Origin of the sequence: Niveispirillum fermenti (assembly GCF_048066175.1) — a bacterium.
GTDB lineage: Bacteria > Pseudomonadota > Alphaproteobacteria > Azospirillales > Azospirillaceae > Niveispirillum > Niveispirillum fermenti.
The window spans coordinates 81,632-106,478 of sequence record NZ_JBLTXA010000002.1; the positions used below are offsets into that span (position 1 = coordinate 81,632).

Sequence of the window (24,847 nt, forward strand, 5' to 3'; positions counted from 1 at the left end):
CCATCCTCAGAAGCTCGTCCGCAGTCCCACGGACACCAGACGGCCCAGGGTGCTGCCATTCGTGTAGCCGGGAACGGCATTGTAGAAGGGCGGGTCCTTGTCGAACAGATTGTCGACATTCAAAGTGATGCTGGTGCCTTCCGCCAGACTGGCCAGGTTGTAGCTGGCGAACAGATCGATGGTGTTGAAGGCGCCGACCCGGTCCTGGCTTGGCACGCCCAGGATGGGATAGCTGTCGCGATGGTTCCAGGAAATGCGGCCCGACCAATTGTCGACATTGGCCCCCAGGCTGGCCACCAGGGCCAGCCGGCCCGTGCCGTTCTTCAGATTGTCGCTGAAGGCGCCACCCTGCACGGCCTGGGTCTTGCGGTTCAGGGTGTAGGTGCCCGATACCCGCGCGCTGATGATGCCGAAATCCATGCGATGCCGGTAATCAACCTCGAAATCGATGCCATCGGTATGGATGGCGCCCAGGTTGTTGCGCCGCGCATCGAACAGCACATAGGGGCTGGAAAAGGCGTACAGGGCGGGCAGGCTGGGCACACCATCGACCCGCATCGAACCGGCCAGGGCCATGGCCTGTTCCAGGGTCGGGTTCAGGACGAAATAGCCGGCAAAGTTCGGATCGGAATAGATCTGCGGCTCCAGGACAGGGGCAAGGCCGATCGCATCCTTGAACTTCACATTGAAATAGGTCGCGGACAGGCGCAGCCCGTCAATGGCGTCGGGCGTGAAGTCGAAGCCCAGTGACCATGTGTCGGCCGTTTCGGGCCGCAGGTCCGGGTTGCCGCCGGCCAGCACGATGGTGGGACGCAGCAGGTCGGTAAAGGGGCTGCCCGGCAGGCGGTTGGGCGAGAACAGCACCACCTGGACGCGGGAATCCACCGAATTGCCCATGTCGGCCAGGCTGGGCGCATGGAAGGAGGTGCCGTAATTGGCGCGCAGCGTCAGGTCCGACACCGGCCGGTAATTCATGGCGATCTTGGAATTGGTTGTGCCGCCGACATCGTTGTAATCGTCATGGCGGACGGAACCGGACAGTTCCAGACCATAAATCCCCGCGACCCGGTTGGCCGCACCCACCAGCGGCACATGCAGTTCCCCGAAGATCGACTTCACGTTCCGGTCGGCCTTTGCCCGCTGCAGGCTGGTCGGCGCGCCCGCCGGGCCGGAACCGATGCTGCTGTCGATATCCTCGTAATGATATTCAACGACCGCCGCGGCCCGGACGTCCCCGCCGGGAATGGAGAAGATCGGCCCGTCGACCACGGCGCGGAATTCGGCCAGTTGCTGCGTGGCCCGGCCGACATTCCAGTAATCATTGATCCGGGCCAGCAGGCCTGCGTCGCTGGCTCCGATATTGTAGGGATTGAGGGCCGTGGCCGCCGTCGTGCCGTTCAGGGCGCCGGTCGCCAGGGTGGTGTCGATCAGATCCTCGTTCGTCTCGTTGTAGGACCGGCCCAGATTGCCGATCAGACGGAGCTGCCAGGTGTCGCTCAATTCCACATGCAGTTCCGGCGTGACGCCGTAGGATTCAAAATAACCGTCGCTGACATTGCTGCGCCCGAATACCTCGTCGAACGCGATGGCGACATCATGCTGCACTTCCGTGCCGATGGGCCGGAAATAGGGGTTCAAGGCTGAAACCGTACCGCTCAGCGATGATTGCGCGGTGCGGGTCACGGTGTCGCGCGCCGACCAGTAACCCGTGGCATTGAAGGTGACGCCCTCGCCCAGATCCTGCACCAGCCGGCCGAACACGCTGTGGCGTTCCTCCTTCGGATAAAGGTCGGCATAGTCGGTCTGGTCGCACTGGTTCAGCGTGCCGGGCAGCCGCGTCTGCATGGCGAACGGGATGCCGCCCAGCAGGATATTGCCGGGCGAACAGGCCGTGCCGCGGAAATCGGAGCCGCCCCGCCCCGTCAGATCGGCCGTGGCATGGTCGCGATCGATGCCCAGCAGATTGTCATGCCAGGCAAAGGAGTAGGAGAGCCAGGCCGCGCCGGAGCCCCAGTCCCGCCCGCCGATCAGGCTGGCTTCCGTGCTCTTGAAATCCGCCGCGCGGCCATAGCGCACATTGGCGGATACACCGTCGTAGCGGTCACGGGTGATGAAGTTGATCACGCCGCCGATGGCATCGGAACCATAGATGGAGGAGCCGCCGTCGGGGATCACTTCCACCCGCTCGATGGCGTCGGGCGGGATGATGGAAGGATCGACGCTGGTCTGCAGGATGCCGGCACCCACCAGCCGGTTGCCGTTCAGCAGCACCAGCGTGCTGGCACCGCCGGAGGCGGCCAGATTGCGGATGTTGGGCCGCACGATGGGCAGGCCGTAATTGCCCTGGGCACGGGGGACGGTGCCGAAATTGCCGACCTGGGGTATCTGCGCCAGCAGGTCGTTGGCCGAGGCCGCGCCGGAGGCCACCACATCCTCGCGCTGCATGGCGATGGCATTCGTGCCGATGGGACCGACATTGCGGATCATCGTGCCCGTGACGATGATCTCCTCCAGCAGCACGTTCTGCGCGCCGGCCGCCGATCCTCCGGGGGAGACTTCCTGGGCCTGCGCGGCCGTGGCGGTGCCGATGGCCAGGACGGAGACGCCAAGCGCCAGCCGCCGCAGCCTGGACGATGTGCGGCGCCAGATCGGATCAAAACTGCTCATCAATTTCCTCCCCGAAGCCGAGCCATGCGGTATGGCCGCGGCTGAATCCTTTTTGGTTCGGTGGGGGGCCCTCACCCCCCGGGGGCGGATGCAGCGAGGCAACCGTCACCCTGTAAGAATGATCATTATTTATCTTAATCGATCACGTCAATAATCAATTTCAATCAAAACGGCCGTCTCCGCATGAATTGCGTCAACGCCCCGCTCTGACCACGCCCTGCCGGGGCATGTCGGCCACCATCAGCCTGATACCGGCGCCTTCCAGCATTCCGGCCTGCGCATCGGTGATGCCGGGATCGGTGATGACGGTATCGATTTCCGACAAGGCGCAGACGACATGGCCCGACGGACCACTGAACTTCGAACTGTCGACAAGAACGATGACCTCGTCGGCGCGCTCGATCAGGCGGCGCTCGGAAACCACCAGGATGATGTCGGCCTGCATCAGGCCCGCCGGCCCGATCGAGGCAGCCCCCATGAACAGCTTTGGCGCATGGAAATGCGGCATGCTGTCCTCGCCCGACGGCGACAGGATGACGTTCTGTTCGCGGAAGACCTGTCCGGATGGCAGCAGTATTCGTGTGGCGGGCTGCGGCAACAGGGCGCTGACGATATGCAGGGACGTGGTCAGCACCTGCAGACCCAGCGGGGCCAGATGCGGACACATCTGCAAGGTTGTCGACCCGCCGTCGATCATCACGCCCTCGCCGGGCACGCACAGCTTTGCGGCTGCGCGGCCGATGGCTTCCTTGGCGGCGCGGTTGCGCCCTATATTCTCGTGGAACGGCACACCCAGAAGCCCGCCCGGCGGGCTGGGCTGGGCGGTGGCGGGTGCCGGCTTGTCACCGCCCGCGCTGCGGGCGCCGCCACGCACACGCTCGATCCGTCCCTGTTCGACCAGACGGTCGAGGTCACGGCGGATGGTTGCGGGGGAGGCGGTGATCCTGGCCTCAAGGTCGCGGAAGGAGATGAAACCGCTATCTTCGAGGCTTTCCAGTATGATGCGTTCACGTTCGGCGGCGTGCATTGCGTACCTGCTTGTTTTCGCAGAATTTTGACGCGATGCGCGCGATTTTGCAATGATTGGCTTTGTCATGGCTGCCGCTCCAGACGGAAAGGGCCGGAGCGGCAATCGCATGGCGGGCCCGCAACGGCCTGGTCAGACGATGCCGGCGGTACTGCCGGCAGGCCGGCGCCGGGCCGCCATGGCCGTGCGCCAGCCGCTGGCGCGGTAGGTTGCAATCGGGTCGGCGGCCCCGCCCGCGCCGACACGCGCCATGGCCAGGATGGGGCTGACATCCGTGCGATAGGCTGTGCGCAGCGCCTGGAAGGCGGCCATGACGTCGTTTTCTTCCTGCGCCGTCTTCAACATGTCGCGGTCGACCAGCAGCGCCTTGGCGAAGGCCGTCGCGATGGCTTCCGCCGACGACAGCAGGCTTTCGATCGGATCGGTCACATTGTGCGACTGATCGATCATATAGGCCGGATCGAATCCGTCGCGCGGGTTGCGCTCCGCCTCCAGCAATTCGTTGAAGACCAGGAAAAGGCGATGCGGATTGACCGATCCGCTGTCCAGATCGTCGTCCCCATAGGAACTGTCGTTGAAATGGAAGCCCCCCAGCTTGCCGAACCGGTGCAGGCGGGCCACGATCTGTTCGATATTGACGTTGGGAGCATGGTGGCCGAGATCGACCAGGCAACGCGCCTTCGGGCCCAGATGCTGGGCGGCCAGGATTGAACTGCCCCAATCGGCGATCACCGTGGAATAGAAGGCCGGCTCGAACATCTTGTGTTCGATCAGCATCCGCCAGCCGTCGGGCAGGGCGGCATAGATTTGCGCGGCCGAATCCAGGTAACGGTCGAAGGAGCGGCCCAGGTCCTGCTGACCGGGAAAGTTGGTGCCATCCCCGATCCATACCGTCAGATCGCGGACACCCAGCGCGCGGCCGATGTCGATACATTCGATATTGTGTGCCACGGCCTGTTCGCGCACGGCTGGATCGGTGGAAGTCAGGGAACCCGTGGCATAGGAGTGTTTCTGGCCCGGCTGATCCTGGAACGTGTTGGAATTGACGGCATCGAAGCCAAGGCCGAGTGATGCGGCCACTTCCCGCAGCCCGGCATAATCCGACACCTTGTCCCAGGGGAAATGCGGGCTGACGCGCGGGGTGATGCGGCAAAGCTGCTGCACCACGGCGCAATCTTCAAGCTTTTCAAGAATGCCGGTCGGCTCTCCCGCCAGGGGAAAGCGGGCAAAGCGCGTGCCGCCGCGCCCCGTACCCCAACTGGGCACGGCGACGGAGAAGGCAGCAACGCGGCTGCGGATGGTCTCGACATCGATGCCCCGCCGGGCCAACTGACGGCCCAGGCTGGCATAATCATCCTCCAGCGCGCCCAGCGCCCCTTCATTCAGCCGTTCGATCAGTTGGCCGTCGATCGGAAACCCATTGGCCATGCTCTTAACTCCTCCCCCCATGCGCGCCGGCGGTCCGTCACCGGTTCTAACGGATTTATACCCAGTCCCGGTGATCGCATCCGATCATCGGCCTCAGCGTGTGAAGGCCTGTGCGTTCCCGGCATCGACATTGATCATGTTGCCGGTCGATTTGGCCGACAGATCGCTGGCGAAGAAATGGACGGCCTGTGCCACATCCTCGGGCAGGACTTCCCGCTTCAGCATGGAGCGGTCGCGGTAGTGCGCTTCCAGCCCGGCCCCGTCGTCGATGCCGTGGGCACCGGCCCGCTCGCGCCGCCAGGCGCCGTCCCAGATGTGTGAGCCCTTGATGACCGCGTCGGGGTTGACGGTATTGACGCGGATGCCGAACGGCGCGCCTTCCAGCGCCAGGCAGCGGGCCAGATGGAGGGAGGCGGCCTTCGCGGAGGCGTAGGCCGCGGCATTGGTGGCCGCCGCCACCCCGTTCTTGGACCCGATGAAGACGATGGAGCCGCCGTTGCCCCGCTTCATCAGCGTGAAGGCCGCCCGTGCCGTCAGGAAATAGCCTTCCGCCAGAACGGCGAAATTCTGGCGCCAGAGATCGGTCGTCGTGGCTTCCAGTGCAGCGGAAGACGCGATCCCGGCATTGGCGACCAGGATGTCCAGCCCGCCGAATTCCCGCGCGCAGGCGGTGAAGGCAGCCTCGATTTCCGCCTCGCGCGTCACGTCGGCCACGGCCATGCGCACGCGGTCCGCCCCGGCCTGCTTCTCCAGGCGCTCCGCCGCCTCGCGCAGGCGGTCCGCATCGCGGTCGACCAGCATGATGCAGGCCCCGTCCTCTGCCAGTCGCGCCGCCGTCGCCGCGCCGATGCCGCCGGCTCCGCCCGTGACCAGGGCGATCTTGCCGACCAGCGGGCGCGGTGCCGGCATGCGGCGCAGCTTCGCCTCTTCCAGCGCCCAATATTCGATACGGAAGGCCTCCCGCTCGTCCAGCCCGACATAGCCGCCGATCACTTCCGCCCCGCGCATCACATTGATGGCGTTGGCATAGAACTCCCCGGCGATGCGCGCCGTGCTCTTGTCCGCGGCCAGGGTGAGGCGGCCGATGCCCGGCACCAGCACGACGACCGGGTTCGCATCGCGCATCGGCGGATCGTCCGGTCCGGCGCAGCGCTGGTAATAGCCGGCATAGGCGCTGCGGTAATCTCCCGTCATGGCGGCCAGATAGCTGTCATCGTCAAGGCGCGCCGGGTCCAGCACCATGGGAACGATCTTGGTGCGCAGGAAATGATCGGGGCAGGACGTGCCGATGGCGGCCAGCCGGTCCAGGCCGCGGCTGCCCACGAATTCCAATGTTTCCGCGTCGTCGGCGAAGTGGCCGATCTTGCCGCGCGCACCCTGCATCAGGCCACGCAGTTTCGGCAGCAGCCGGGCGGCGGCGGCCGACCGTTCCGACGCCGGCCGGGCCGGCAGGGCAACCCCGCCGAACGCCGGACCATGGGCCAGACGCTCGTTCAGGTAATGCGCGGCATCGGCGATCAGGGCGATCGTGTTCTCATAGCAGGATCGCGCCGTATCCCCCCAGCAGATGATGCCGTGGCCGGCCAGCATGACGCCGCGCAGGCCCGGGTTCCTGGCGACATGGTCGCGCAACCGCAGCCCCAGCGCGAAGCCCGGTCGCTGCCAGGACAGCCAGCCCACGGCACCGCCCCAGACTTCCCGCGTCACCGCCTCGCCGTCGCGGGCCGCGGCCAGGGCGATGATGGCATCGGGATGCACATGATCGACATGGGTGAACGGCAGGTAGGCGTGCAGCGGCGTGTCGATGGAGGCAGCCCGCGGATTGAGATCGAAGGTGCAGTGGGGCAGGTAGCCCACCATTTCGTCCTCATGCTCCTGACCACGATAAAGCGCTTCCAGGGACAGCAGCTTGCGCTGTTCCAGCGTCGCGAACCCGTCCAGCTTCATCGAGCCCAGGTCACCGCCTGACCCCTTCACCCACAACACCTCGATATCGGCACCCGTCAGCGGGTCGCGGCTGATCAGCTTCGCCGAGGTATTGCCGCCGCCATAGTTGGTCACCGACAGATCGGCCCCCAACAGGTTGGAGCGCAGCAAAAGGGCCTGGGGCCCTTCCAGCCGGTCCATATGGCTTTCCCAACGGGAGCATGGGACAAGAAACGGGGTGGCTTTGGTGGCAATCGGCGCTTTGGCCTGGATATCTGACATGGAAGTCACTCGCACGATCAGTGTTGAGCGGTTATGTATCGAATCTTCTGGCCATAAACAATCATATTCGATAGGTTTCAATCAAACACTATCTTCGGAGTTGGCCGGTGAAGGATAGGGCCGTCGTCGTCCTGGATATCGGGAAGTCCCTTACGAAATTGAGCCTCTGGAGCGATGGCGGCCGGTGCCTGGCCCGGCGCAGCCGGCCCAGTGGCGCGAAGGAAAGCAGCGGGCGCGCCACGCTCGACACCAAGGGGGTGGAGCAGTGGCTGGAGGCTGTGCTTGGCGAGTTTGCGACGCTTGCCAGGGTCGGTACAATCGTTCCCGTGGGACATGGCGCGGCGGCGGCCATCCTGCGGGGCGACGGTCTGGCGTGCCCGCCGCTGGATTACGAGGTGCCGGTTCCGGCCGGGGTGCGGGCGCGGTACGATGCCATGCGCGACCCGTTCCGGGAGACGGGGTCGCCCGCACTGCCCCTGGGGCTGAATCTGGGGGCTCAGCTTTTCTGGCTGGAAGAGGAGGAGCCGGCGTTACGGGACGGCACAACGATCCTGCCCTGGCCGCAATATTGGGCCTGGGTGCTGACCGGCATCGCCGCGTCGGAGGTCAGCAGCCTCGGCTGTCACACCGACCTGTGGCAGCCCGCCGCCGGCCGGCCATCTGCCCTGGCCGAGGCGCGCGGCTGGGCCGGGCGGCTGGCACCGCGCGTCTTTGCGGGCGATGTGCTGGGCACCATCACGCGCGGCTGGGCGGCCCGGACCGGCCTGCCGGCCGATGTGACGGTCCGCTGCGGCTTGCATGATTCCAATGCGGCACTGCTGGCAGCGCGGGGTTTCGGTGAAATCGCCGGGGGCGAGGCGACGGTGCTGTCGACGGGGACCTGGTTCGTGGCCATGCGCACGCCGGCCGCCGGGACCTGTTTCCCCATCGAAAACCTGCCGGAGGGGCGGGATTGCCTGGCCAATGTCGATGTGCATGGCACCCTGATCCCGTCGGGCCGTTTCATGGGCGGGCGGGAGATCGAGCGGCTGCTGGGGCCTGCCCCGGATGTCACCGGACCGGCCGTCAACGAGGCGGCCCTGGCAGCGTCGATGGCGGAAGGGGCCGTGGTGCTGCCCGGCTTTGCCGAGGGGGTCGGGCCCTTTCCCTCCGGCCGGGGCTGCTGGCTGGCCCAGCCATCGACCCCGGCCGGACGGCAGGCGGCCGTGGCATTCTATGCGGCGCTGATGGCCGATACCGTGCTGGACCTGGTCGGTGCGCAATCCCGCCTGCTGGTGGAGGGACGCTTCGCCGAATCACGCCTGCTGACAGGGGCGCTGGCCGCGTTGCGGCCGGAGATGACGGTCTATACCAGCCATATCGACAGCGACGTTTCCTATGGCGCGCTGCGGCTGGTGAATCCGGCGCTGGCGCCGGCGGCGACACTGCGGCCCGTGGCGCCGCTGGCGCTGGACCTGACCGAATGGCGCCGCCGCTGGCGCATCGCCGCAGGAGAATGTTGAGCCGGCCTGTGCCGGCTGGCAGAACGGGTCACAAACCAAGACCGGGCCGGAAACCCGGCTGGACAGGGGGAAGGAAACGGGAATGGATGCCAATCCGCTGGCAGGGGTTTTGTTCCATTGGCTGGGTGGCCTGTCGTCGGCCAGCTTCTATGTGCCTTATAAAAAGATCAGGCGCTGGTCCTGGGAGATATTCTGGATAACGGGCGGCGTCTTTTCCTGGCTGTTGGCGCCGTGGCTCTTTGCGTTTCTGCAGACGGAGGATCTGCTGGGTGTCCTGGCCGGGGCGCCTCCCGCCACCCTGGCCTGGTGTGCCTTCTGGGGCGCCATGTGGGGCATGGGCGGGCTGACCTTCGGCCTCACCATGCGCTATCTGGGCCTGTCGCTGGGCATGGCTGTGGCGCTGGGTCTGACGACGGTGGTGGGGACGTTGGGACCACCCCTCTTCCATGGCACGCTGCCGGCCTTCGCGGCCACGCTGAGCGGCCAGTTGGTGCTGCTGGGCATCCTGATCACGCTGGCCGGCATCGCCACCGTGGCCCGCGCCGGGCACCGGCGGGATCGGATGCAGGCCGGTGCCGGCGGGGGAGAAGACACGGAAGGCTTCGATCTGCGGCGCGGCATCCTGATCGCGCTGTTCTCCGGCATCATGTCGGGCTGTTTCGCCTGGGGCCTGGATGCGGGGCAGCCCATCCGCGATGCCACGCTGTCGGCCGGCACAGACCCTATATGGCAGGGACTGCCTGTGCTTTGTGTCGTGCTGCTGGGCGGGCTTGCCACCAATCTGGTCTGGTGCGGCTGGCTGATCCGCCGCAACGGCACGGCGGGGGAATTCCTGGGCCGTCCCGGTCGGGGTAGTCCCGCCGCCGACGGGCCGATGCCCTTGCGCGCCAACTACCTTCTGGCCGCCCTGGGCGGCACGCTCTGGTATTTCCAGTTCTTCTTCTACACGATCGGCGAGAGCCAGATGGGGGCCTATGGCTTTTCGTCCTGGACCCTGCACATGGCCAGCATCATTCTGTTTTCAACGCTCTGGGGTTTTGCGCTGAAGGAATGGCGCGGGACGGACAGGCGCACGCGGGGGCTGGTCTGGCTGGGCATCGGACTGCTGGTCTTCGCCACCGCCGTCATCGGCCTGGGCAACCGGCTGGCCGTGAACGGATGATCAGGGGAAAGGGTCCGGCGCAAAGGACAAGTAGGGGAGCACGGGCAAGATGATGGGTGCATTCGCCGCTGTTACGGCCGTGCTGGCCGGTGGGGTCCTGGGCGGGCTGGCCCTGTTCACGGGCCTGACGGCCCGCCGGGTGGAAAGGGCCCTGCCGCCGCGCGGCCGTTTCCTGGAGGTCGAAGGCCACCGACTGCACTACCGCGACGAGGGCACCGGACCCGCCATCGTCATGATCCACGGGCTGGGCGGACAGATGGCCCATTTCAGCCATTCGCTTCTGCCGCGCCTGACCGACCGGTTCCGCGTCATCCTGGTCGACAGGCCCGGATCGGGCTATTCGACCCGGCCGGCGGGGGCCGGTGCCAACCTGCGGGCGCAGGCGGCCATTATCGCCGGCTTCATCCGGGCCCTGGGGCTGGAGCGGCCGCTGCTGGTGGGCCATTCGCTGGGCGGCGCCGTGGCGCTGGCCGTGGCGCTGGAACATCCCGACTGCGCCGGCGGGCTGGCCCTGATCGCCCCCCTGACGCGGCGCCAGCCGCAGGTACCCGATTGTTTCAGGGGGTTGGTGATCAAGTCGCCCCTTGCCCGCTGGTTTCTGTCCTGGACGCTGGCCACGCCCATGGCCATCCGGCAGTCAGAACGGATCATGGATACCGTGTTCGGCCCGGACAAGGTGCCGGCCGATTTCGCCACGGCCGGTGGCGGCTTGCTGGGGTTGCGGCCGGGGGCGTTCCAGTCGGCCTCCGCCGACCTGATGGCATCCAATGCCGACCTGAAATGGATGGCGGAACGCTATGGCGGCCTGACCCTGCCCGTCGCCATGCTTTATGGGCGGGACGACCGGGTGCTGGACTGGCGGCTGCATGGCGACGGGTTGCGCGCGTTGCTGCCCGCCATGGAACTGACCCTGGTGGAAGGTGGGCACATGCTGCCGCTCACCGCTCCCGACAGCACGGTCGCCTGGCTGTCCACCGTTGCGGGGCGGCGGGCGGATTGACGCCGTTGCCAACTGCATTATGCTCCGCGCCGGCCCCAACCCCGCAGGCGGACGATCATGGCGCTGGATGCATTCGACGTAAAACTTCTGCTGGCCGTCCAGGAGAAGGGCGATATCACGCAAGGCGAGTTGGCCGAGATCGTCTGCCTGTCCCCCTCGCAATGTTCGCGCCGGCTGCAAAGGCTGCGGGACGAGGGGTATATCGCGCGGGTCACGGCATTGTTGTCGCCGGCCAAGCTGGGCTTCACCCTGAAATCCTACATCGTCGTCACCCTGCGTTCCCATACGACGGAACATACGGCGGAATTTTCCGAATTCGTGCGCACCGCACCGCAGATCCTGGAATGCTGCATGCTGACCGGTGACAGCGACTATCTGCTGAAGGTCATGGCCACAGACCTGAAAAGCTTCGATCTTTTCGTCCAGGAACTGCTGCGGCTGCCCAGCATCGCCACCGTCCGTTCCTCCCTTGTGCTGCGTGATCTGAAGGAGACGACGAGCCTGCCGATCCCCGGCTGAGCATACCGGATGCCACAGATGCGCGTTTCGTGCGTTTGGGGCCATTTGGGGCCTGTGCTTCGCAAAGTTTCCCCATCCGATAGTGGCTATAATTTACAGATCGACCGGACGGTCATCTAATTCCAGCCCCTGGGGAACCCCATGATCGCACAGACCCGTCGCGCCGTGGACGAAGTGCCGCGCAACACGCCCGATCCGTCCTATGACTGGCGCCGTGTTGCCCACCTGCTGCATATCTCGCGCACGCTGGACGAGTTGGAGGAGAAGGTTCTGGTGCCGGAGCGCAAGGTGCTCTACCAGTTCTCCGCCCGCGGACATGACATGGCGCAGATCCTGCTGGGTTCCCGCCTGACCGACAGACACGACGCGGCGTGCGGTTATTACCGCTCGCGTCCCATGCTGCTGTCGCTGGGTGTCGATATCGAGGATGCGCTGGGATCGTCCATGGGGCGTTCGGGCGGGTATTCCGACGGCCGGGACATCGGTGTCGTCTTCAATTATCCCAACCCGCACGGCGCCCAGGCCCTGCCCATGTGCGGCGGGGTGGGGGCGCAATACACGCCGACGGCTGGCTGGGCGCAGGCCATCGACTATTATGCCCGCGTGCTGAAGCAGCCAGAGTATGATCAGGCCCTGGCCGTGGTGCTGGGGGGTGACGGGTCGGTTGCATCCAACGGGTTCTGGGCGGCGCTGACCATCGCGACGACCCAGCAATTGCCGATGCTGTTCTATATCGAGGACAATGGCTACGGCATCTCCGTCCCGTCGATCATGCAGACGCCGGGTGGCAACATCGCCGCCAACCTGGCCAGTTTCAAGGGGCTGACGATCCTGGCCGGCGACGGGGCCGAACCGGCAGAGGCCGCCCGCCTGGTGTCGCAGGCCGTGGCGCATGTCCGCGACCGCAAGGGTCCCTGCCTGCTGCGCCTGACGGTGCCACGCCTGCAGGGCCATTCCTTTCAGGACACGCAGACCTACAAATCGCCGGATTTCGTGGCGTCGGAATGGGCGCGCGACCCGCTACCGCGCCTGAAGGAATACCTCGTGCCGGCCCTGCTGGAGGAGGAGGAGTGGGAGGCCATCGCCGCCAATGCCAGGGCAGAGGTGGAGGCCGCGCGCCGGAGGGCCGAGGCCCGTCCCGTGGCCGATCCCGAAGGCGTGGTCCGCCATGTCTTCGCCGAGGAGGGGGAAATCCAGTCCCAGGGCGGACAATGGTCGCACGGCTATGTGCCGCCGCGATCAACGGCGGACCCCCGGCCGGAGGGGCAGCGCCTGAACATGGTGACCGCCATCCGCCGCACGCTGGATCAGGAAATGACGCTGAACCCCCGCGTCGTGCTGTTCGGGGAGGATATCGGGCCGAAGGGCGGCGTGCATGCCGTGACGCTGGGCCTGCAGGAAAAGTACGGCACGACCCGCGTATTCGATACCAGCCTGTCGGAGGAAGGGATCGTCGGCCGGGCCGTGGGCATGGCGCTGGCCGGGCTGGTGCCCGTACCGGAAATCCAGTTCCGCAAATATGCCGAGCCGGCCATGGAGCAGATCAACGATTGCGGCACGATGCGCTGGCGCACCAACAACCGCTTCGCCTCGCCCATGGTGCTGCGCGTGCCCGGCGGCTTCTTCAAGTGCGGCGACCCCTGGCACAGCCAGACCAACGAGGTGCAGTTCTGCCACGCGCCCGGCTGGAAGGTGGCCGTGCCGTCCAATGCGGAGGACGCCGTCGGGCTGCTGCGCGCGGCCCTGCGCGGCAACGACCCGGTGCTGTTCTTCGAGCATCGCGCCATGCTGGACGATGCCTGGGCCCGTCGTGCCTGGCCGGGTGACGATTACGTGCTGGAATTCGGCAAGTCCAGATCCCTGGCCGAGGGCGACGACCTGACCATCGTTACCTGGGGCGCCATGGCACCGCGCTGCCAGGCGGCGGCCGAGGGGCGGTCGGTGCATGTCATCGACCTGCGGACCCTGATGCCGTGGGACGAGGCGGCCGTGCTGGCATCGGTGAGCCGCACGCGGCGCTGCCTGATCGTGCATGAGGACATCCAGACGGCCGGCTTCGGGGCGGAGATCGCGGCCGTGGTGGCCGACAAGGTGTTCCTGGACCTGGATGCCCCCGTCGCCCGCCTGACCATGCCCGACATTCCCAGCCCGCATAACCCGGTATTGCTGGACTGGGCCGTGCCGTCGGTGGATCGCATCCGCGCCAAGATCGACGCACTGATCGCCTTCTGATGATGGTCAGCGGGCCGGGTCCCGACCCCGCCACCCGGCCCCGCGACCCCGACATTCCCCCGATAAGGAACCAAACCGTGATCGACATTCTGGCACCCAGGGAGCAGGAGGGGACCAAGGCCACCGTGCGCGCCTGGCTGAAGAAAGTGGGCGACACCGTGGCGCTGGACGAACCGCTGGTCGAACTGGAAACCGACAAGGTGACCCAGGAGGTGCCGGCGCCCGCGGCTGGCATCCTGACCGAGATCCTGTTGACCAGCGACAATGAGGCGGCACCCGGCGCGCTGCTGGGCCGCCTGCGTCCCGCCGGGCAAGCGGCGGTCGAAGCAGCCGCTGCATCGGCGTCCGTCCCCGCCACAACCAGCGTGGCGCCGGCGGCCGTGGCCACTGCCCCCACAGGGGGCGAAACCCGTCTTTCGCCATCGGCCAAGCGTGCGGCCAAGGAATTCGGCATCGACCCTGCCGGCGTGAAGGGCAGCGGCCATGCCGGCCGGGTCACCCGTGCCGATATCGAACGCGCGGCCGCCGAGCAGGCGGCCCGGCCGGCCGCGCCCTTGGCGGCCCCTGTCGCGGCCCCGCCGGCCCCTGTCGCGGCCTCGCCGGCCATGACTGACACCCCGTCGGCGGGCGTCCGGTCCCATACGGTTCCGCATGACAGCATGCGCCGGCGCATCGCCGAGCATATGTCGCATTCGCTTTCCGTTGCCCCGCATGTCACGGCCGTATTCGAGGCGGATTTCAGCGCCATCATGGCCCATCGCCGTGCCAACAAGGCGTCGTTCGAGAAGGCCGGCATCAACCTGACCTTCACCGCCTATTTCATCGCCGCCTGTGTGGAGGCCATGAAGGTGGCCCCGTCCATCAACAGCCGCTGGCATGATGACCATCTGGAGATCTTCGACGATGTGAATATCGGCATCGGTACGGCGCTGGGTGACAAGGGTCTGGTCGTGCCCGTGGTGCGGGGGGCGCAGGACCTTTCCCTGAAGGGCATCGCCTCTCGCCTGCAGGACCTGACCGACCGGGCGCGCGGGGGCAGGCTGAACCCGGCGGACATGCGCGGTGGCACCTTCACCATTTCCAACCACGGGGTTTCCGGCTCCCTGGTCGCCACGCCCATCATCATCAACCAGCCGCAATCGGCCATTCTGGGCATCGGCAAGCTGGAAAAGCGTGTCGTGGTGCGCGAGGTGGGCGGCGTGGACACGATCCAGATCCGGCCCATGGCCTTCGTGTCCCTGACCATCGACCATCGCGTCGTCGATGGACACCAGACCAATGGCTGGTTGTCGCGCTTCGTAGAGGTCCTGGAAAACTGGCCGCAGGGGAACGGTTGATGCGCTACGATCTCGTCGTCATCGGCGCCGGGCCCGGCGGCTATGTCGCCGCCATCCGTGCCGCGCAGAACGGGCTGCGCGTCGCCTGCGTGGAGAAACGTGCGACGCTGGGCGGCACCTGTCTGAATGTCGGCTGCATTCCGTCCAAGTCGCTGCTGCATGCCTCCCACCTCTACGCCCAGGCGCGGGGCGGCCACATGGCGCGCTTCGGCATCCGGTTGCCGGAGGTCGGGCTCGACCTGGACGCGATGCGGGCGGAGAAGGACAAGGCCGTGTCGGAGCTGACCGGCGGCATCCAGGGCCTTTTCCGGAAGAACAAGGTGGAGCGGGTGGAGGGTACGGGCCGCATCCCCGGCCCCGGCCGCGTGGCCGTCGCGCTGGCCGATGGCGGTGAACGGGTGCTGGAGACGGCGGAAATCCTGATCGCCACGGGATCGGAGGTCATGCCCCTGCCGGGTGTCGCGGTGGATGGCGACCGCATCGTGACATCAACCGAAGCGCTGGACCTGCCCTCCGTTCCCGGCCGGCTGGTGGTGCTGGGAGCGGGCTTCATCGGGCTGGAGATGGGGTCCATCTACAGCCGGCTGGGCAGTGCGGTCACCGTGCTGGATATGGCCGACCGCATCGCACCCGGCCTGGACGGGGAGGTGGCGGACGCCGCCCATCGGCTGCTGGTCCGCCAGGGACTGGCCATCCGCACCGGCACCCGGCTGGTCTCGGTTGAGACACCGGCGGCCGGCGGCGTGGTACTGACCGTTGCACCCGTGGCGGGCGGGGCCACGGAACGGATCGAGGCCGACCGCCTGCTTCTGGCGGCGGGACGCCGTCCCCTCACAGCCGGGCTGGGGCTGGAGGATGTGGGTATCGCGCTGGACGCGCGGGGCCGCATTCCCGTTGATGGCGAATTCCGGACGAAGGTGCCGGGCATCCGGGCCATCGGTGATGTGGTGGAAGGCCCGATGCTGGCCCACAAGGCGGAGGAGGAGGCCATCGCCTGTGCCGATGCCATTGCCGGCCGCACCGGCTTCGTCGATCACGCCCTGATCCCGTCGGTCATGTACACCGATCCGGAAGTGGCCAGCATCGGCCAGACGGAGGAGGCATTGAAGCAGGCCGGCACCCGCTATACGGCCGGCAGGTTCCCCTTCGCCGCGAACAGCCGGGCCAAGGCCAACAGGGAAACCGATGGTTTCGTGAAGGTGCTGGCGGGTGACGATGGCCGGGTGCTGGGCGTGCATATCATCGGTGCCTTGGCAGGCACCATGATCGCCCAGGCGACCCAGGCCATGGCGTTCGGCGCCACGGCGGAGGATATCGCCCTGACCTGCCACGCCCATCCCACCCATGCCGAGGCCTTGAAGGAAGCCGCCATGGCCGCCATCGGCAAGCCGATCCATATGTGAGGAACAGCAGGATGCGGGAAAGCAGGGGGCCTCGGCCGGTGCGCCCCCTGCCGGACAGACTCTAATTCTATTTTGCGGTGACCAGAACCTATTGGTTCTGGTCACCGCCCTCAATCGCCGGCGCCAACATTCGTTGGCTTGGCTGCGCCGCACGAGCGGTGCTGTGGCAGTCGCCGCCGGACCAACTTGCGATGAGTTCTACTCATCGCAAGTTGGTATAAGAGGTTGCGGCGCGCGCAAACAGGTTTCAGATGCCGCCGATGCCGTTCAGCACCATGCCGGTAGCCATGTCGGCGATTTCGTCGGCACCCAGCGGGCCGGCGGGTTTCATCCAGGTGTGGGTCCAGTTGATCATGCCGAAGAACAGCATCGCGGCCGTGCGGCGATGCGCGGCATCATCGGCCAGGGAAGGGCGCAGGTCGGCCAGGATGTCTTCCACCATGGCCACCAGGGCGCGCTGCCCCGTCACGATTTCTGCCCGGCGTTCGGCCGGCAGGTGCGCCAGATCGTTTAGCAGCACCTTCTGCCGCGCCGCCGCCCCGACATAAAGCCGCATGAAGCGCCGCGACAATTGCCGCAGCCTTTCCGCCGCCGGCAGCTTCATGCCGGCTACTTCCCCCGCAGCCATCGACAATTGTTCCACATGCGACGCCATGACGGCGTGAAGGATATCCTCCTTCGACGGATAATAGTGGTATATCAGCGACTTCGACGTGCTGCACGCTTCGGCCAGGTCGGCGACGGAACTGCCCAGGAACCCCTTGGCGGCGAAAAGCGCCGCCGCCCGGTCGATGATTGCCTCGCGGCGCTGTTCATAGTCCGCTGCCTGCTTGCGTGCCATGCCTGTTCCGGTTCTGCAAAGCTTGTCCGCCGACGGCGGTGATGGACCATAAGTCACCACCGGGCAACAAGAAATCAATGAAAGGATTGCCTTCATGCCCTGTTATCGCTTCGACGGGCTGGTGCCTGTGGTGGACCCCACGGCCTTCGTCCATCCCACGGCCAGCCTGATCGGCGACGTGATTATCGGGCCCCGCTGCTATATCGGCCCCGGTGCCGCCCTGCGGGGCGATTTCGGCCGGCTGGTCGTGGAGAACGGTGCAAATGTTCAGGATAACTGCGTCATGCACAGTTTCCCCGGCGCCGATTGTGTTGTGGAGCAGGATGGCCATGTCGGCCATGGTGCCGTCCTTCACGGCTGCCGGGTCGGCCGCAACGCGCTGGTCGGCATGAATGCGGTGGTGATGGATGGGGCCGTCATCGGGGCTGAAAGCCTGGTGGCGGCCATGTCCTTCGTGAAGGCGGGGATGGTGGTGCCGGCCCGCACCCTGGTCGCCGGCTCTCCGGCCCGCGTCATGCGCGACCTGACGGAGAAGGAGATCGCCTGGAAGTCCCACGGGACGGCCGAGTACCAGGAACTGGCCCGCCGCTGCCATGAAACGCTGGCCGAGGTGGAACCGCTGCGCGAAATGGAAAAGGACCGCCCGCGGTTCGCGGGCGGCCATGTCACCCTGGACAAAGCAAGGTAAGTTTGAGGGGAAAGCGATAGGAATGGCGGACGTCAATCCACGTCCGCCACCAGCAACGTCACGATATCACGGGCAAAACCCATCAGATCCTTGCCCGCCGCCCGGTTTTCCGGAGACTTCATGGCGGCGTCGAAGCTGTCCTGATCGGCGAAATGCATTTCCGCGATCATGAAATAGGCCGGTTCTCCGCCCATCGGCGCCGACGTGACGCGGTTGATGACGGTGCGCAGCAGGCCCGGTGTCCGGGCCACCAGCGGCAGATGGACCTCATTGTAATGCTTCAGGAAGGCCTCAACATCGTCGGGTTTCCGGTAAAGCGCGATCAGCTTCTTCATGGGTCCTCCTGTTGTTACCGTCCCTGCCAGACGGGCTTGCGTTTCTCAAGAAAGGCGGCAACGCCTTCCTGCTTGTCCCCGGTGCCCAGCAGCGACAGGAAACGCCGCCGCTCGAACAGCAGGTGATCACCGTGGGGCAGGTCGAAGGCGGCCCTGACGCTGGCCTTTGCCATCCGCAACGCCACCGGTGCCCGTCCGGCGATGGTGCGCGCCAAATCCAGGGCGCGATCCAGCGCCTGGCCGGCGGGCACGGCCTCGCCGACCAGCCCGGCCTCCACGGCGCGGGCCGTGTCGATCATCTCGCCGGTCAGTACCATGCGCATGGCAAGCTGGCGGCCGACCAGACGGGGCAGCGTCGCTGTTCCGCCGGCGCCAGGCATGATGCCCAGGCTGCTTTCCGGCTGGCCGAACCTGGCACCTTCGCCCGCAACCGACAGGTCGCAGCACATCAGAAGCTCACACCCGGCCCCCAGGCACCAACCCTCCACGGCGGCGATCAGTGGCTTGGGGCAGTCACGGATGCGGTCCCAGGCCTCCTGCCGGGGACCATGGGGCGCATCGTCGGGACCCGATGCGGCCAGTTCGCGGATATCCGCCCCGGCCGCGAAGACCGTCCCGTCCCCGGTGAGGACCACGACACGGATGGTTTCATCCAGCGCCGCTTCTTCCAGCGCCCTGGCAAGACGGGACAACAGCGGTGTCGCCAGGGCATTGCGCCGGTCGGGCCGATTCAGCCGCAGCAGGCGCACGCCATCGGACGGCGTTTCGATCAGCAGATGGTCCTTAGCCGTCATAATCGACCACGACATCCGATCCGACGGGCACCGACTGGCAGGTCAGGATATAGCCTGCCGCGACCTCGGCTTCCGACAGGCCGTAATTGGCGCCCATCTCCACCTTGCCGCTGACCAGCTTGGCCCGGCAGGTGGCGCAAACCCCGGCCTTGCAGGCATAGGGGGCCGGCATTCCCGCGGCACGGGCATTTTCCAGGATGTTGCCGAGGGTCGGATCGAAGCTGACATGGCGGCGGCGTCCGTCCAGGATCAGGGTGACCCGTGACCCTGCCGCCTCGGCGGCGCGGGCGGCATTGGCAGCCAGCCGGGCCGCGTCGGGCCGGTCCACGGTGAACCGCTCCAGCAACACCTTTTCCCGCGCCACGCCGCGTTCCAGCAGGCTCGCCTCCACCGCGTCCATCATGGGGCCGGGGCCGCAGATGAAAAAGGCGGCCACATCCGCGACAGGAATGACATGTTCCAGAAGCTCGGCGCACTTGGCCGCATCCAGCCGGCCATTGAACAGGTCGATCTCCTCCTCCTCATCCTCCAGGAAATGCAGGATGTTGAGGCGACCCATGAACCGGTCCTTCAGGCCGGCCAGTTCCTCCAGGAAGATGATGGAGGCGGTGTCGCGGTTGCCGTAAAGCAGGGTGAAGCGGCTTTCCGGCTCGCTCAGCAATGCTGCCTTCAGCAAGGACAGCACGGGCGTGATGCCTGACCCGCCGGCGAAGCCGACATAATGGTTGCGGGCCGATGGATCGAAGGTCCAGGTGAAGGCCCCCAATGGCGGCATCACTTCCACCACCATGCCGGGTTCCAGTTTCGCGTTGGCGAAGCTGGAGAACTGGCCGCCGGTCACCCGCTTGATGGCGACCCGCAATTCACCATCCTGCGGGGCGACGCAGACGGAATAGTTGCGGCGCACATCCTGCCCGTCCAGATCGGCGCGCAGCGTCAGATGCTGGCCAGGCTTGAAGGCAAACAGCGGCTTCAGCGCGTCGGGCACGTCGAAGCGGATGGAAACGGCGTCGGCGGTTTCGCGCCGCACCTCCGCGATGGTCAGGGGATGGAAGCCGGTGGACATGGGTTCTTGGCCCCTCAATGGCATTTGAAACGGTCGAACGGTTCCAGGCAATCCTCGCAGCGCCACAGCGCCTTGCAGGGTGTGGAACCGAAGCGGCTGACCTCCACTGTGCGGGTGGAACCGCAGCGGGGGCAGGGGGTGGGCATGGGCTGGCCGCGCAGGTTGGTGGCAGCCGATCCCTTGGGCGGCGGGGCGATGCCGTAGGCACGCAGCTTCTCCCGGCCCGCATCGCTGATCCAGTCTGTGGTCCAGGGCGGCGACAGCACGGTTTCCACCGCCAGATGACCCAGCCCATGGGCCGCCAGGGTGCTGCGCACCGCCATCTCGATGGCCAGCGTTGCCGGGCACCCGGTATAGGTCGGCGTCAGCAGCACGGAGCCGCGTCCGGCATCCACCCCCCGCACGATACCCAGATCGACAATGGACACGACCGGGATTTCCGGGTCCGGCACGGTGGCCAGCACATCCATGACCTGGCCGGGATCGACGGGGGTGGTCATGGTGTCACCAGGTCGCGTTGGGATAGGAGCGCTGCAGGTGCTGCATCGGGGCCAGCAGATGGCCCAGATGCTCGGTATGGTGGCCCCGGCGCCCGCCGGTCACGGGGCGGTGGGCCGGCAGCGGCGGCAGCGTGGCCTGTTCCAGCACGGCGGTTACCGCGGCATCGAAGGCCGGGCGCAGGGCCGTGCGATCGACGGCGATGCCGCGCGCCACCAGATCGGTTTCCACCGCATCGGTCATGAACAATTCATCCACGAAGCGGACCATCCATTCCAGCCCGTCGATCATGCGCTGGCGGCTTTCCGCCGTGCCGTCGCCCAGGCGCACCACCCAGCCGGCGGCCAGGTCGGCGTGATAGGCCACTTCCTTGACGGATTTGGCGGCGATGGCGGCCAGATGGCTGTCGGTGGACCGCGTCAGCCCGTCGAACAGCAGGCGCTGATAGGTGGAGAACAGGAATTGCCGCGCGATGGTCTGCGCAAAATCGCCATTGGGCTGTTCCACGAGCAGGCAATTGCGGAAATCCAGCGCATCGCGATGGAAGGCCAGACGATCGGCGTCACGGCCCTGTCCTTCCACCGTACCGGCATGGCCCAGCAGATAGGTGGCCTGCCCGATCAGGTCGAGCGCCACATTGGCCAGCGACAGGTCGATTTCCAGCGTCGGCGCGTGCCCGCACCATTCCCCCAGCCGCTGGCCCAGGACCAGGCTGTCATCGCCAAGGCGCAGGAGATAGTCGAAACAGGTGGTGTCGGACATGGGATGACCCTTGATGGTGAACGGTGCCGGACATGTCGGCGGCAGTCTGGGCGGGACGGTGGCCCGCCGTCCGCCGTCAGATATGCTTGATATGGTCCGGCACGGTGTAGAAGGTCGGATGGCGGTAAACCTTGTCGGCTGCCGGCTCGAACAGCGGACCCGACTGGGCCGGATCGGATGCCGTGATCTGGGCCGACGGCACCACCCACAGGCTGACGCCTTCCATCCGGCGGGTATAGGTGTCGCGGGCGTGGCGGATCGCCATGTCCGGATCGGCGGCATGGACAGACCCGACATGCCGGTGCGACAGGCCGTTCTTGGTACGGATGAAGACTTCCCAGAGGGGCCATTGCATGGACATCAGTTAAATTCCTTATCGTTGGGCCTTGTTGCCGGCGATGCGGGAAAGGGCTCAGGCGGCGTGGCGTGCCCGTTGCTTTTCGGCATGCGCCGTCGCGGCCTCGCGGACCCAGGCGCCATCGTCCCAGGCCTTGCGGCGGGCCTGCATGCGTTCGCGCGCCACAGGTCCCTCACCGCGCACCACGGCGTAGAATTCTTCCCAGTCGATGGCGCCGAAATCGTAATGCCCACGCGCCGCATCCCATTTCAGGTCGGCATCCGGCACGGTCAGGCCGATGGCTTCGGCCTGTGGAACGGTGACATCGACGAATTTCTGGCGAAGCTGGTCGTTCGTGTCACGCTTGATCCGCCAGCGCATGGACTGCGCCGAATTGGGCGAATTGTCATCCGGCGGGCCGAACATCATCAGCGACGGCCACCACCAGCGGTTCAGCGCATCCTGCGCCATGCGCTTCTGGTCCGGCGTGCCGGCGGCCAGCGCCATCATGATCTCGTAGCCCTGGCGCTGGTGGAAGCTCTCTTCCTTGCAGATGCGCACCATCGCGCGGGCATAGGGACCGTAGGAAGTGCGCTGCAGGGGCACCTGGTTCATGATGGCGGCACCATCCACCAGCCAGCCGATGGCGCCGATATCGGCCCAGGTCAGGGTCGGATAGTTGAAGATCGTGGAATATTTGGCCCGGCCGCTATGCAGCGCGTCGATCATCTCCTCCCGCGAGGTGCCAAGCGTCTCCGTCGCGGAATAGAGATAGAGCGCATGCCCGCCCTCGTCCTGGACCTTGGCCAACAGCACGGCCTTGCGGCGCAACGAGGGGGCGCGGGTGATCCAGTTGCCTTCGGGCAGCATGCCGACCACTTCGGAATGCGCATGTTGCGACATCTGCCGCACAAGCGTCCGGCGATAGGCCTCGGGCATCCAGTCCTTGGGCTCGATGAAATCGTCGGCGGCCACCCGCGCCTCGAACGCGGCCAGAAGTTCCGCCGGTTCGGCCGTGGCGACGGCTGCCTGCTTTTGAAACTCGGTCGTATACATCGGGTGGCCCCTTCGCTGTTCTCTGGGGTCACCATAAAATAGTCCGACCAGACGGTCAATTAATTTAGTGCAAGAATACGCATGCCAATCGCGGGCTGGACGAAGGATGTCCGGCGGGGCAAAAAGCGTCCCCTAGGCAGGGGTCAGTGCAGGACGCCGTCCAGCAGTTGGGCCGGCGAGGACAGGCCCAGGCGGGCGCAGGCCCGCCGGCGGTAGGTCAGCACGCTGTTGGCGCTGATGCCCAGGCTTTCACCGGCCTGATCGGCTGTCGCACCGGCCAGCAGCAGGGCGCAGACCCGGCGTTCGCGTGCCGTCAGGGTGGGATGGGCCTGGGCCAGCCGGGCTTCCAGCCGGTCGGGCAGGGGGCTTCCCGCCGCCGTCACCTGACGGGCATGGCGCAGCAGGATGCCCATGCACAGGCTGCCGAATGCCGGCAGGGATGCCATGTCCGCCGGTGCCGGTTCCGTCAGGTAGAAGCTGAGGACATAGTCCTGTGGTCCGTCGCGCCAGCCGAAGCAGATTTTTTCCGCAAAGCCGGGCTTCTCGAAACATTGCCAGCGATAGTCGCCGCGGCTGATCTGACCGCTGCGGACCCGGGTGACGAAGCTGCCACCCGGTGGCGTGGTGGCGCGCGTGTCGCGCACCGGGTCGGCAATGTGGAAATGGCTGGCGAAGGAACGGGCCCGGCGTTCGGACTGACCGTCCAGCCCATGGCTGAGAAGGGGTTGCGGGGTAGCCCCCTCGGCCCCCGCATAGGCGAACAGTTCCACCACGGGCAGCCGCAGCCGCGCCACCGCCAGCATGCGCGTGGCCAGATGCGGGGTGCCGATGGCATCCAGCAGGCCGGCGATCCTGTCAGGGGTGAGGTCCAGCATGGCGCAAGGGCTCCGGAGCCGCGGGGTCACCCTTTATGCGTAACGCCATCCGGTCGGCCTGTCATCAATTCCGATGACAAACCGATCGGCCGCCGCCGTCTATCCTGGCGCCAAGGCGAGCCCGGAACCGTATGGAAGAAACCAGACAGATGAGCAAGGCATTCGCATCCTCCGCCGATCTGGCGGAAAAGCAGGAGACGCTGGAGATCGTGTCCGACGGGGTCTATGCCCTGACGGCGGAAGGGGACCCCAATGTCGGGGCGGTGGAGGGCGAGGATTTCCTGGTCTGCATCGACGCGCGTGCCACGCCGTCATCGGCGCGCGACTGGCTGGCCAAACTGCGCCAGCATACCGACAAGCCCGTGCGCTATCTGGTGCTGACCCATTATCACGCGGTGCGCGCCTTGGGGGCGGGGGCCTTCGGCGCCGACACGGTGCTGGCCAGTGCCCCGACGCGCAGGCTGATCCACGAGCGCGGGCAAGCGGATTGGGACAGCGAACAGGGGCGCATGCCGCGCCTGTTCAAGGGGGCGGAAGAAATCCCCGGCCTGACCTTCCCCGACCTGTCATTCGACAATGGTCTGGAGATCGAACTGGGCGGGTCGCGTGGAACCCTGGAACTGCGCTTCTGCGGGCGCGGGCACACGGCCGGCGACATCGTGGCCTGGCACGGCAAGACGAAAAGTCTGTTCGCCGGTGATCTGGTGGAGGCGGAGGCCGCCCTTTACACCGGCGACGCCTTCCATATGGATTGGTCCGCCGGCACGCTGGATCGTATCCGGGCGTTCGGGGCGGAACAGCTTGTCGGCGGCCGCGGTGCCGTGGCGCGCGGGCCGGCGGCCGTGGAGGCCGCGATCGAACAGACGCGCGGCTTCCTGACCGGGATGATCACCCAGGTCGGCCCCGTGCATGCGGCCGGCGGCAGCCTGAAGGAAGCATTTGAGGCGACGCACCGGGCATTGGCCCCCACCTTTGGCCATTGGCCCATCTTTGAACATTGCCTGCCGTTCAACGTTCAGCGTCTTTGGGATGAGATGGATGGCATCGACTGGCCCCGGGTCTGGACCATGGAGCGCGACCGCGAGGTTTGGGCACTGTTGCAGGGGTGAG

Annotated in this window: 22 protein-coding genes; 9 read left to right on the plus strand and 13 right to left on the minus strand. The window is 66.5% G+C overall.

Going from position 1 to position 24,847, the window contains the following annotated elements; genetic code table 11:
* Nucleotides 1-6: 6 nt before the first annotated feature.
* The 4 genes from ACM9LZ_RS02200 to ACM9LZ_RS02215 all read right to left on the minus strand — a co-directional run bounded on the left by ACM9LZ_RS02200 (nucleotide 7) and on the right by ACM9LZ_RS02215 (nucleotide 7,330).
* Nucleotides 7-2,667 (minus strand): TonB-dependent receptor domain-containing protein, encoded by a 2,661-nt coding sequence (locus ACM9LZ_RS02200; protein ID WP_416617700.1) that lies wholly within the window; start codon nucleotides 2,665-2,667, stop codon nucleotides 7-9.
* 193 nt (nucleotides 2,668-2,860) lie between these two features.
* Nucleotides 2,861-3,694, minus strand: coding sequence for a DeoR/GlpR family DNA-binding transcription regulator (locus tag ACM9LZ_RS02205; protein ID WP_416617701.1), 834 nt, complete (start codon nucleotides 3,692-3,694; stop codon nucleotides 2,861-2,863).
* Nucleotides 3,695-3,826: 132 nt separating this feature from the next.
* Nucleotides 3,827-5,122 (minus strand): L-rhamnose catabolism isomerase, encoded by a 1,296-nt coding sequence (gene rhaI / locus ACM9LZ_RS02210; RefSeq protein ID WP_416617702.1) that lies wholly within the window; start codon nucleotides 5,120-5,122, stop codon nucleotides 3,827-3,829.
* Nucleotides 5,123-5,215: 93 nt separating this feature from the next.
* Nucleotides 5,216-7,330: a bifunctional rhamnulose-1-phosphate aldolase/short-chain dehydrogenase gene (locus ACM9LZ_RS02215; RefSeq protein WP_416617703.1), complete on the minus strand. Its 2,115-nt coding sequence runs from the start codon at nucleotides 7,328-7,330 to the stop codon at nucleotides 5,216-5,218.
* A gap of 107 nt (nucleotides 7,331-7,437) precedes the next feature.
* Between ACM9LZ_RS02215 and ACM9LZ_RS02220 the strand changes: the two genes are divergently transcribed.
* From ACM9LZ_RS02220 to lpdA, 7 genes are all read left to right on the plus strand, one after another.
* Nucleotides 7,438-8,832 (plus strand): FGGY-family carbohydrate kinase, encoded by a 1,395-nt coding sequence (locus ACM9LZ_RS02220; protein ID WP_416617704.1) that lies wholly within the window; start codon nucleotides 7,438-7,440, stop codon nucleotides 8,830-8,832.
* Between the two features lie 82 nt (nucleotides 8,833-8,914).
* Nucleotides 8,915-9,994, plus strand: a complete 1,080-nt coding sequence (gene rhaT / locus ACM9LZ_RS02225; RefSeq protein WP_416617705.1) for an L-rhamnose/proton symporter RhaT — start codon at nucleotides 8,915-8,917, stop codon at nucleotides 9,992-9,994.
* A gap of 49 nt (nucleotides 9,995-10,043) precedes the next feature.
* Nucleotides 10,044-10,994, plus strand: a complete 951-nt coding sequence (locus tag ACM9LZ_RS02230; protein WP_416617706.1) for an alpha/beta fold hydrolase — start codon at nucleotides 10,044-10,046, stop codon at nucleotides 10,992-10,994.
* A gap of 57 nt (nucleotides 10,995-11,051) precedes the next feature.
* Nucleotides 11,052-11,513, plus strand: a complete 462-nt coding sequence (locus ACM9LZ_RS02235) for an Lrp/AsnC family transcriptional regulator (RefSeq protein ID WP_416617707.1) — start codon at nucleotides 11,052-11,054, stop codon at nucleotides 11,511-11,513.
* Nucleotides 11,514-11,654: 141 nt separating this feature from the next.
* Complete coding sequence (locus ACM9LZ_RS02240) at nucleotides 11,655-13,745, plus strand: thiamine pyrophosphate-dependent enzyme (protein WP_416617708.1); 2,091 nt, start codon at nucleotides 11,655-11,657, stop codon at nucleotides 13,743-13,745.
* Between the two features lie 77 nt (nucleotides 13,746-13,822).
* Nucleotides 13,823-15,082, plus strand: coding sequence for a dihydrolipoamide acetyltransferase family protein (locus ACM9LZ_RS02245; protein WP_416617709.1), 1,260 nt, complete (start codon nucleotides 13,823-13,825; stop codon nucleotides 15,080-15,082).
* Entirely contained in the window at nucleotides 15,082-16,485 is a 1,404-nt protein-coding gene (gene lpdA / locus ACM9LZ_RS02250; RefSeq protein ID WP_416617710.1) for a dihydrolipoyl dehydrogenase, read from the plus strand. Before ACM9LZ_RS02245 ends, lpdA begins: the two co-directional genes overlap by 1 nt.
* 247 nt (nucleotides 16,486-16,732) lie before the next feature.
* On the opposite strand, the gene ACM9LZ_RS02255 is transcribed toward lpdA, so the two are convergent.
* Complete coding sequence (locus ACM9LZ_RS02255; protein WP_416617711.1) at nucleotides 16,733-17,326, minus strand: TetR/AcrR family transcriptional regulator; 594 nt, start codon at nucleotides 17,324-17,326, stop codon at nucleotides 16,733-16,735.
* A 94-nt stretch (nucleotides 17,327-17,420) separates the two neighbouring features.
* Between ACM9LZ_RS02255 and paaY the strand changes: the two genes are divergently transcribed.
* Entirely contained in the window at nucleotides 17,421-18,014 is a 594-nt protein-coding gene (paaY, locus tag ACM9LZ_RS02260; RefSeq protein ID WP_416617712.1) for a phenylacetic acid degradation protein PaaY, read from the plus strand.
* 32 nt (nucleotides 18,015-18,046) lie between these two features.
* On the opposite strand, the gene ACM9LZ_RS02265 is transcribed toward paaY, so the two are convergent.
* The 8 genes from ACM9LZ_RS02265 to ACM9LZ_RS02300 all read right to left on the minus strand — a co-directional run bounded on the left by ACM9LZ_RS02265 (nucleotide 18,047) and on the right by ACM9LZ_RS02300 (nucleotide 23,737).
* A complete protein-coding gene (locus tag ACM9LZ_RS02265) occupies nucleotides 18,047-18,349 on the minus strand; it encodes an EthD family reductase (protein ID WP_416617713.1) in 303 nt (100 codons plus the stop codon).
* Nucleotides 18,350-18,363: 14 nt separating this feature from the next.
* Nucleotides 18,364-19,143 carry an enoyl-CoA hydratase-related protein gene (locus ACM9LZ_RS02270; protein ID WP_416617714.1) on the minus strand — a complete coding sequence of 260 codons (780 nt, stop codon included), beginning with the start codon at nucleotides 19,141-19,143 and terminating at the stop codon, nucleotides 18,364-18,366.
* The gene (paaE, locus tag ACM9LZ_RS02275) at nucleotides 19,133-20,209 is read right to left on the minus strand and encodes a 1,2-phenylacetyl-CoA epoxidase subunit PaaE (RefSeq protein WP_416617715.1); all 1,077 of its coding nucleotides are present in this window, start codon (nucleotides 20,207-20,209) and stop codon (nucleotides 19,133-19,135) included. Before paaE ends, ACM9LZ_RS02270 begins: the two co-directional genes overlap by 11 nt.
* Before the next feature lie 14 nt (nucleotides 20,210-20,223).
* Entirely contained in the window at nucleotides 20,224-20,709 is a 486-nt protein-coding gene (paaD, locus tag ACM9LZ_RS02280; RefSeq protein ID WP_416617716.1) for a 1,2-phenylacetyl-CoA epoxidase subunit PaaD, read from the minus strand.
* Between the two features lie 4 nt (nucleotides 20,710-20,713).
* Nucleotides 20,714-21,469: a 1,2-phenylacetyl-CoA epoxidase subunit PaaC gene (paaC, locus tag ACM9LZ_RS02285; protein ID WP_416617717.1), complete on the minus strand. Its 756-nt coding sequence runs from the start codon at nucleotides 21,467-21,469 to the stop codon at nucleotides 20,714-20,716.
* 76 nt (nucleotides 21,470-21,545) lie between these two features.
* Entirely contained in the window at nucleotides 21,546-21,830 is a 285-nt protein-coding gene (paaB, locus tag ACM9LZ_RS02290; protein WP_416617718.1) for a 1,2-phenylacetyl-CoA epoxidase subunit PaaB, read from the minus strand.
* Between the two features lie 51 nt (nucleotides 21,831-21,881).
* Complete coding sequence (gene paaA, locus ACM9LZ_RS02295) at nucleotides 21,882-22,862, minus strand: 1,2-phenylacetyl-CoA epoxidase subunit PaaA (protein ID WP_416617719.1); 981 nt, start codon at nucleotides 22,860-22,862, stop codon at nucleotides 21,882-21,884.
* A 143-nt stretch (nucleotides 22,863-23,005) separates the two neighbouring features.
* Complete coding sequence (locus ACM9LZ_RS02300) at nucleotides 23,006-23,737, minus strand: helix-turn-helix transcriptional regulator (protein ID WP_416617720.1); 732 nt, start codon at nucleotides 23,735-23,737, stop codon at nucleotides 23,006-23,008.
* A gap of 149 nt (nucleotides 23,738-23,886) precedes the next feature.
* Here ACM9LZ_RS02300 and ACM9LZ_RS02305 point away from each other — a divergent pair, with 149 nt between their 5' ends.
* Nucleotides 23,887-24,846 (plus strand): MBL fold metallo-hydrolase, encoded by a 960-nt coding sequence (locus ACM9LZ_RS02305; protein ID WP_416617721.1) that lies wholly within the window; start codon nucleotides 23,887-23,889, stop codon nucleotides 24,844-24,846.
* Nucleotide 24,847 lies beyond the last annotated feature (1 nt).

Coding starts and splice junctions, on each gene's coding strand:
- ACM9LZ_RS02270 (WP_416617714.1), bottom strand. CDS start 19,143: ATGACGGCTAAGGACCATCTGCTGATCGAAACGCCGTCCGATGGCGTG.
- ACM9LZ_RS02205 (WP_416617701.1), bottom strand. CDS start 3,694: ATGCACGCCGCCGAACGTGAACGCATCATACTGGAAAGCCTCGAAGAT.
- ACM9LZ_RS02305 (WP_416617721.1), top strand. CDS start 23,887: ATGAGCAAGGCATTCGCATCCTCCGCCGATCTGGCGGAAAAGCAGGAG.
- ACM9LZ_RS02200 (WP_416617700.1), bottom strand. CDS start 2,667: ATGAGCAGTTTTGATCCGATCTGGCGCCGCACATCGTCCAGGCTGCGG.
- paaY (WP_416617712.1), top strand. CDS start 17,421: ATGCCCTGTTATCGCTTCGACGGGCTGGTGCCTGTGGTGGACCCCACG.
- ACM9LZ_RS02265 (WP_416617713.1), bottom strand. CDS start 18,349: ATGAAGAAGCTGATCGCGCTTTACCGGAAACCCGACGATGTTGAGGCC.
- ACM9LZ_RS02215 (WP_416617703.1), bottom strand. CDS start 7,330: ATGTCAGATATCCAGGCCAAAGCGCCGATTGCCACCAAAGCCACCCCG.
- ACM9LZ_RS02255 (WP_416617711.1), bottom strand. CDS start 17,326: ATGGCACGCAAGCAGGCAGCGGACTATGAACAGCGCCGCGAGGCAATC.
- paaC (WP_416617717.1), bottom strand. CDS start 21,469: ATGTCCGACACCACCTGTTTCGACTATCTCCTGCGCCTTGGCGATGAC.
- rhaT (WP_416617705.1), top strand. CDS start 8,915: ATGGATGCCAATCCGCTGGCAGGGGTTTTGTTCCATTGGCTGGGTGGC.
- rhaI (WP_416617702.1), bottom strand. CDS start 5,122: ATGGCCAATGGGTTTCCGATCGACGGCCAACTGATCGAACGGCTGAAT.
- ACM9LZ_RS02235 (WP_416617707.1), top strand. CDS start 11,052: ATGGCGCTGGATGCATTCGACGTAAAACTTCTGCTGGCCGTCCAGGAG.
- lpdA (WP_416617710.1), top strand. CDS start 15,082: ATGCGCTACGATCTCGTCGTCATCGGCGCCGGGCCCGGCGGCTATGTC.
- paaD (WP_416617716.1), bottom strand. CDS start 20,709: ATGACCACCCCCGTCGATCCCGGCCAGGTCATGGATGTGCTGGCCACC.
- paaB (WP_416617718.1), bottom strand. CDS start 21,830: ATGTCCATGCAATGGCCCCTCTGGGAAGTCTTCATCCGTACCAAGAAC.
- paaE (WP_416617715.1), bottom strand. CDS start 20,209: ATGTCCACCGGCTTCCATCCCCTGACCATCGCGGAGGTGCGGCGCGAA.
- paaA (WP_416617719.1), bottom strand. CDS start 22,862: ATGTATACGACCGAGTTTCAAAAGCAGGCAGCCGTCGCCACGGCCGAA.
- ACM9LZ_RS02240 (WP_416617708.1), top strand. CDS start 11,655: ATGATCGCACAGACCCGTCGCGCCGTGGACGAAGTGCCGCGCAACACG.
- ACM9LZ_RS02300 (WP_416617720.1), bottom strand. CDS start 23,737: ATGCTGGACCTCACCCCTGACAGGATCGCCGGCCTGCTGGATGCCATC.
- ACM9LZ_RS02230 (WP_416617706.1), top strand. CDS start 10,044: ATGATGGGTGCATTCGCCGCTGTTACGGCCGTGCTGGCCGGTGGGGTC.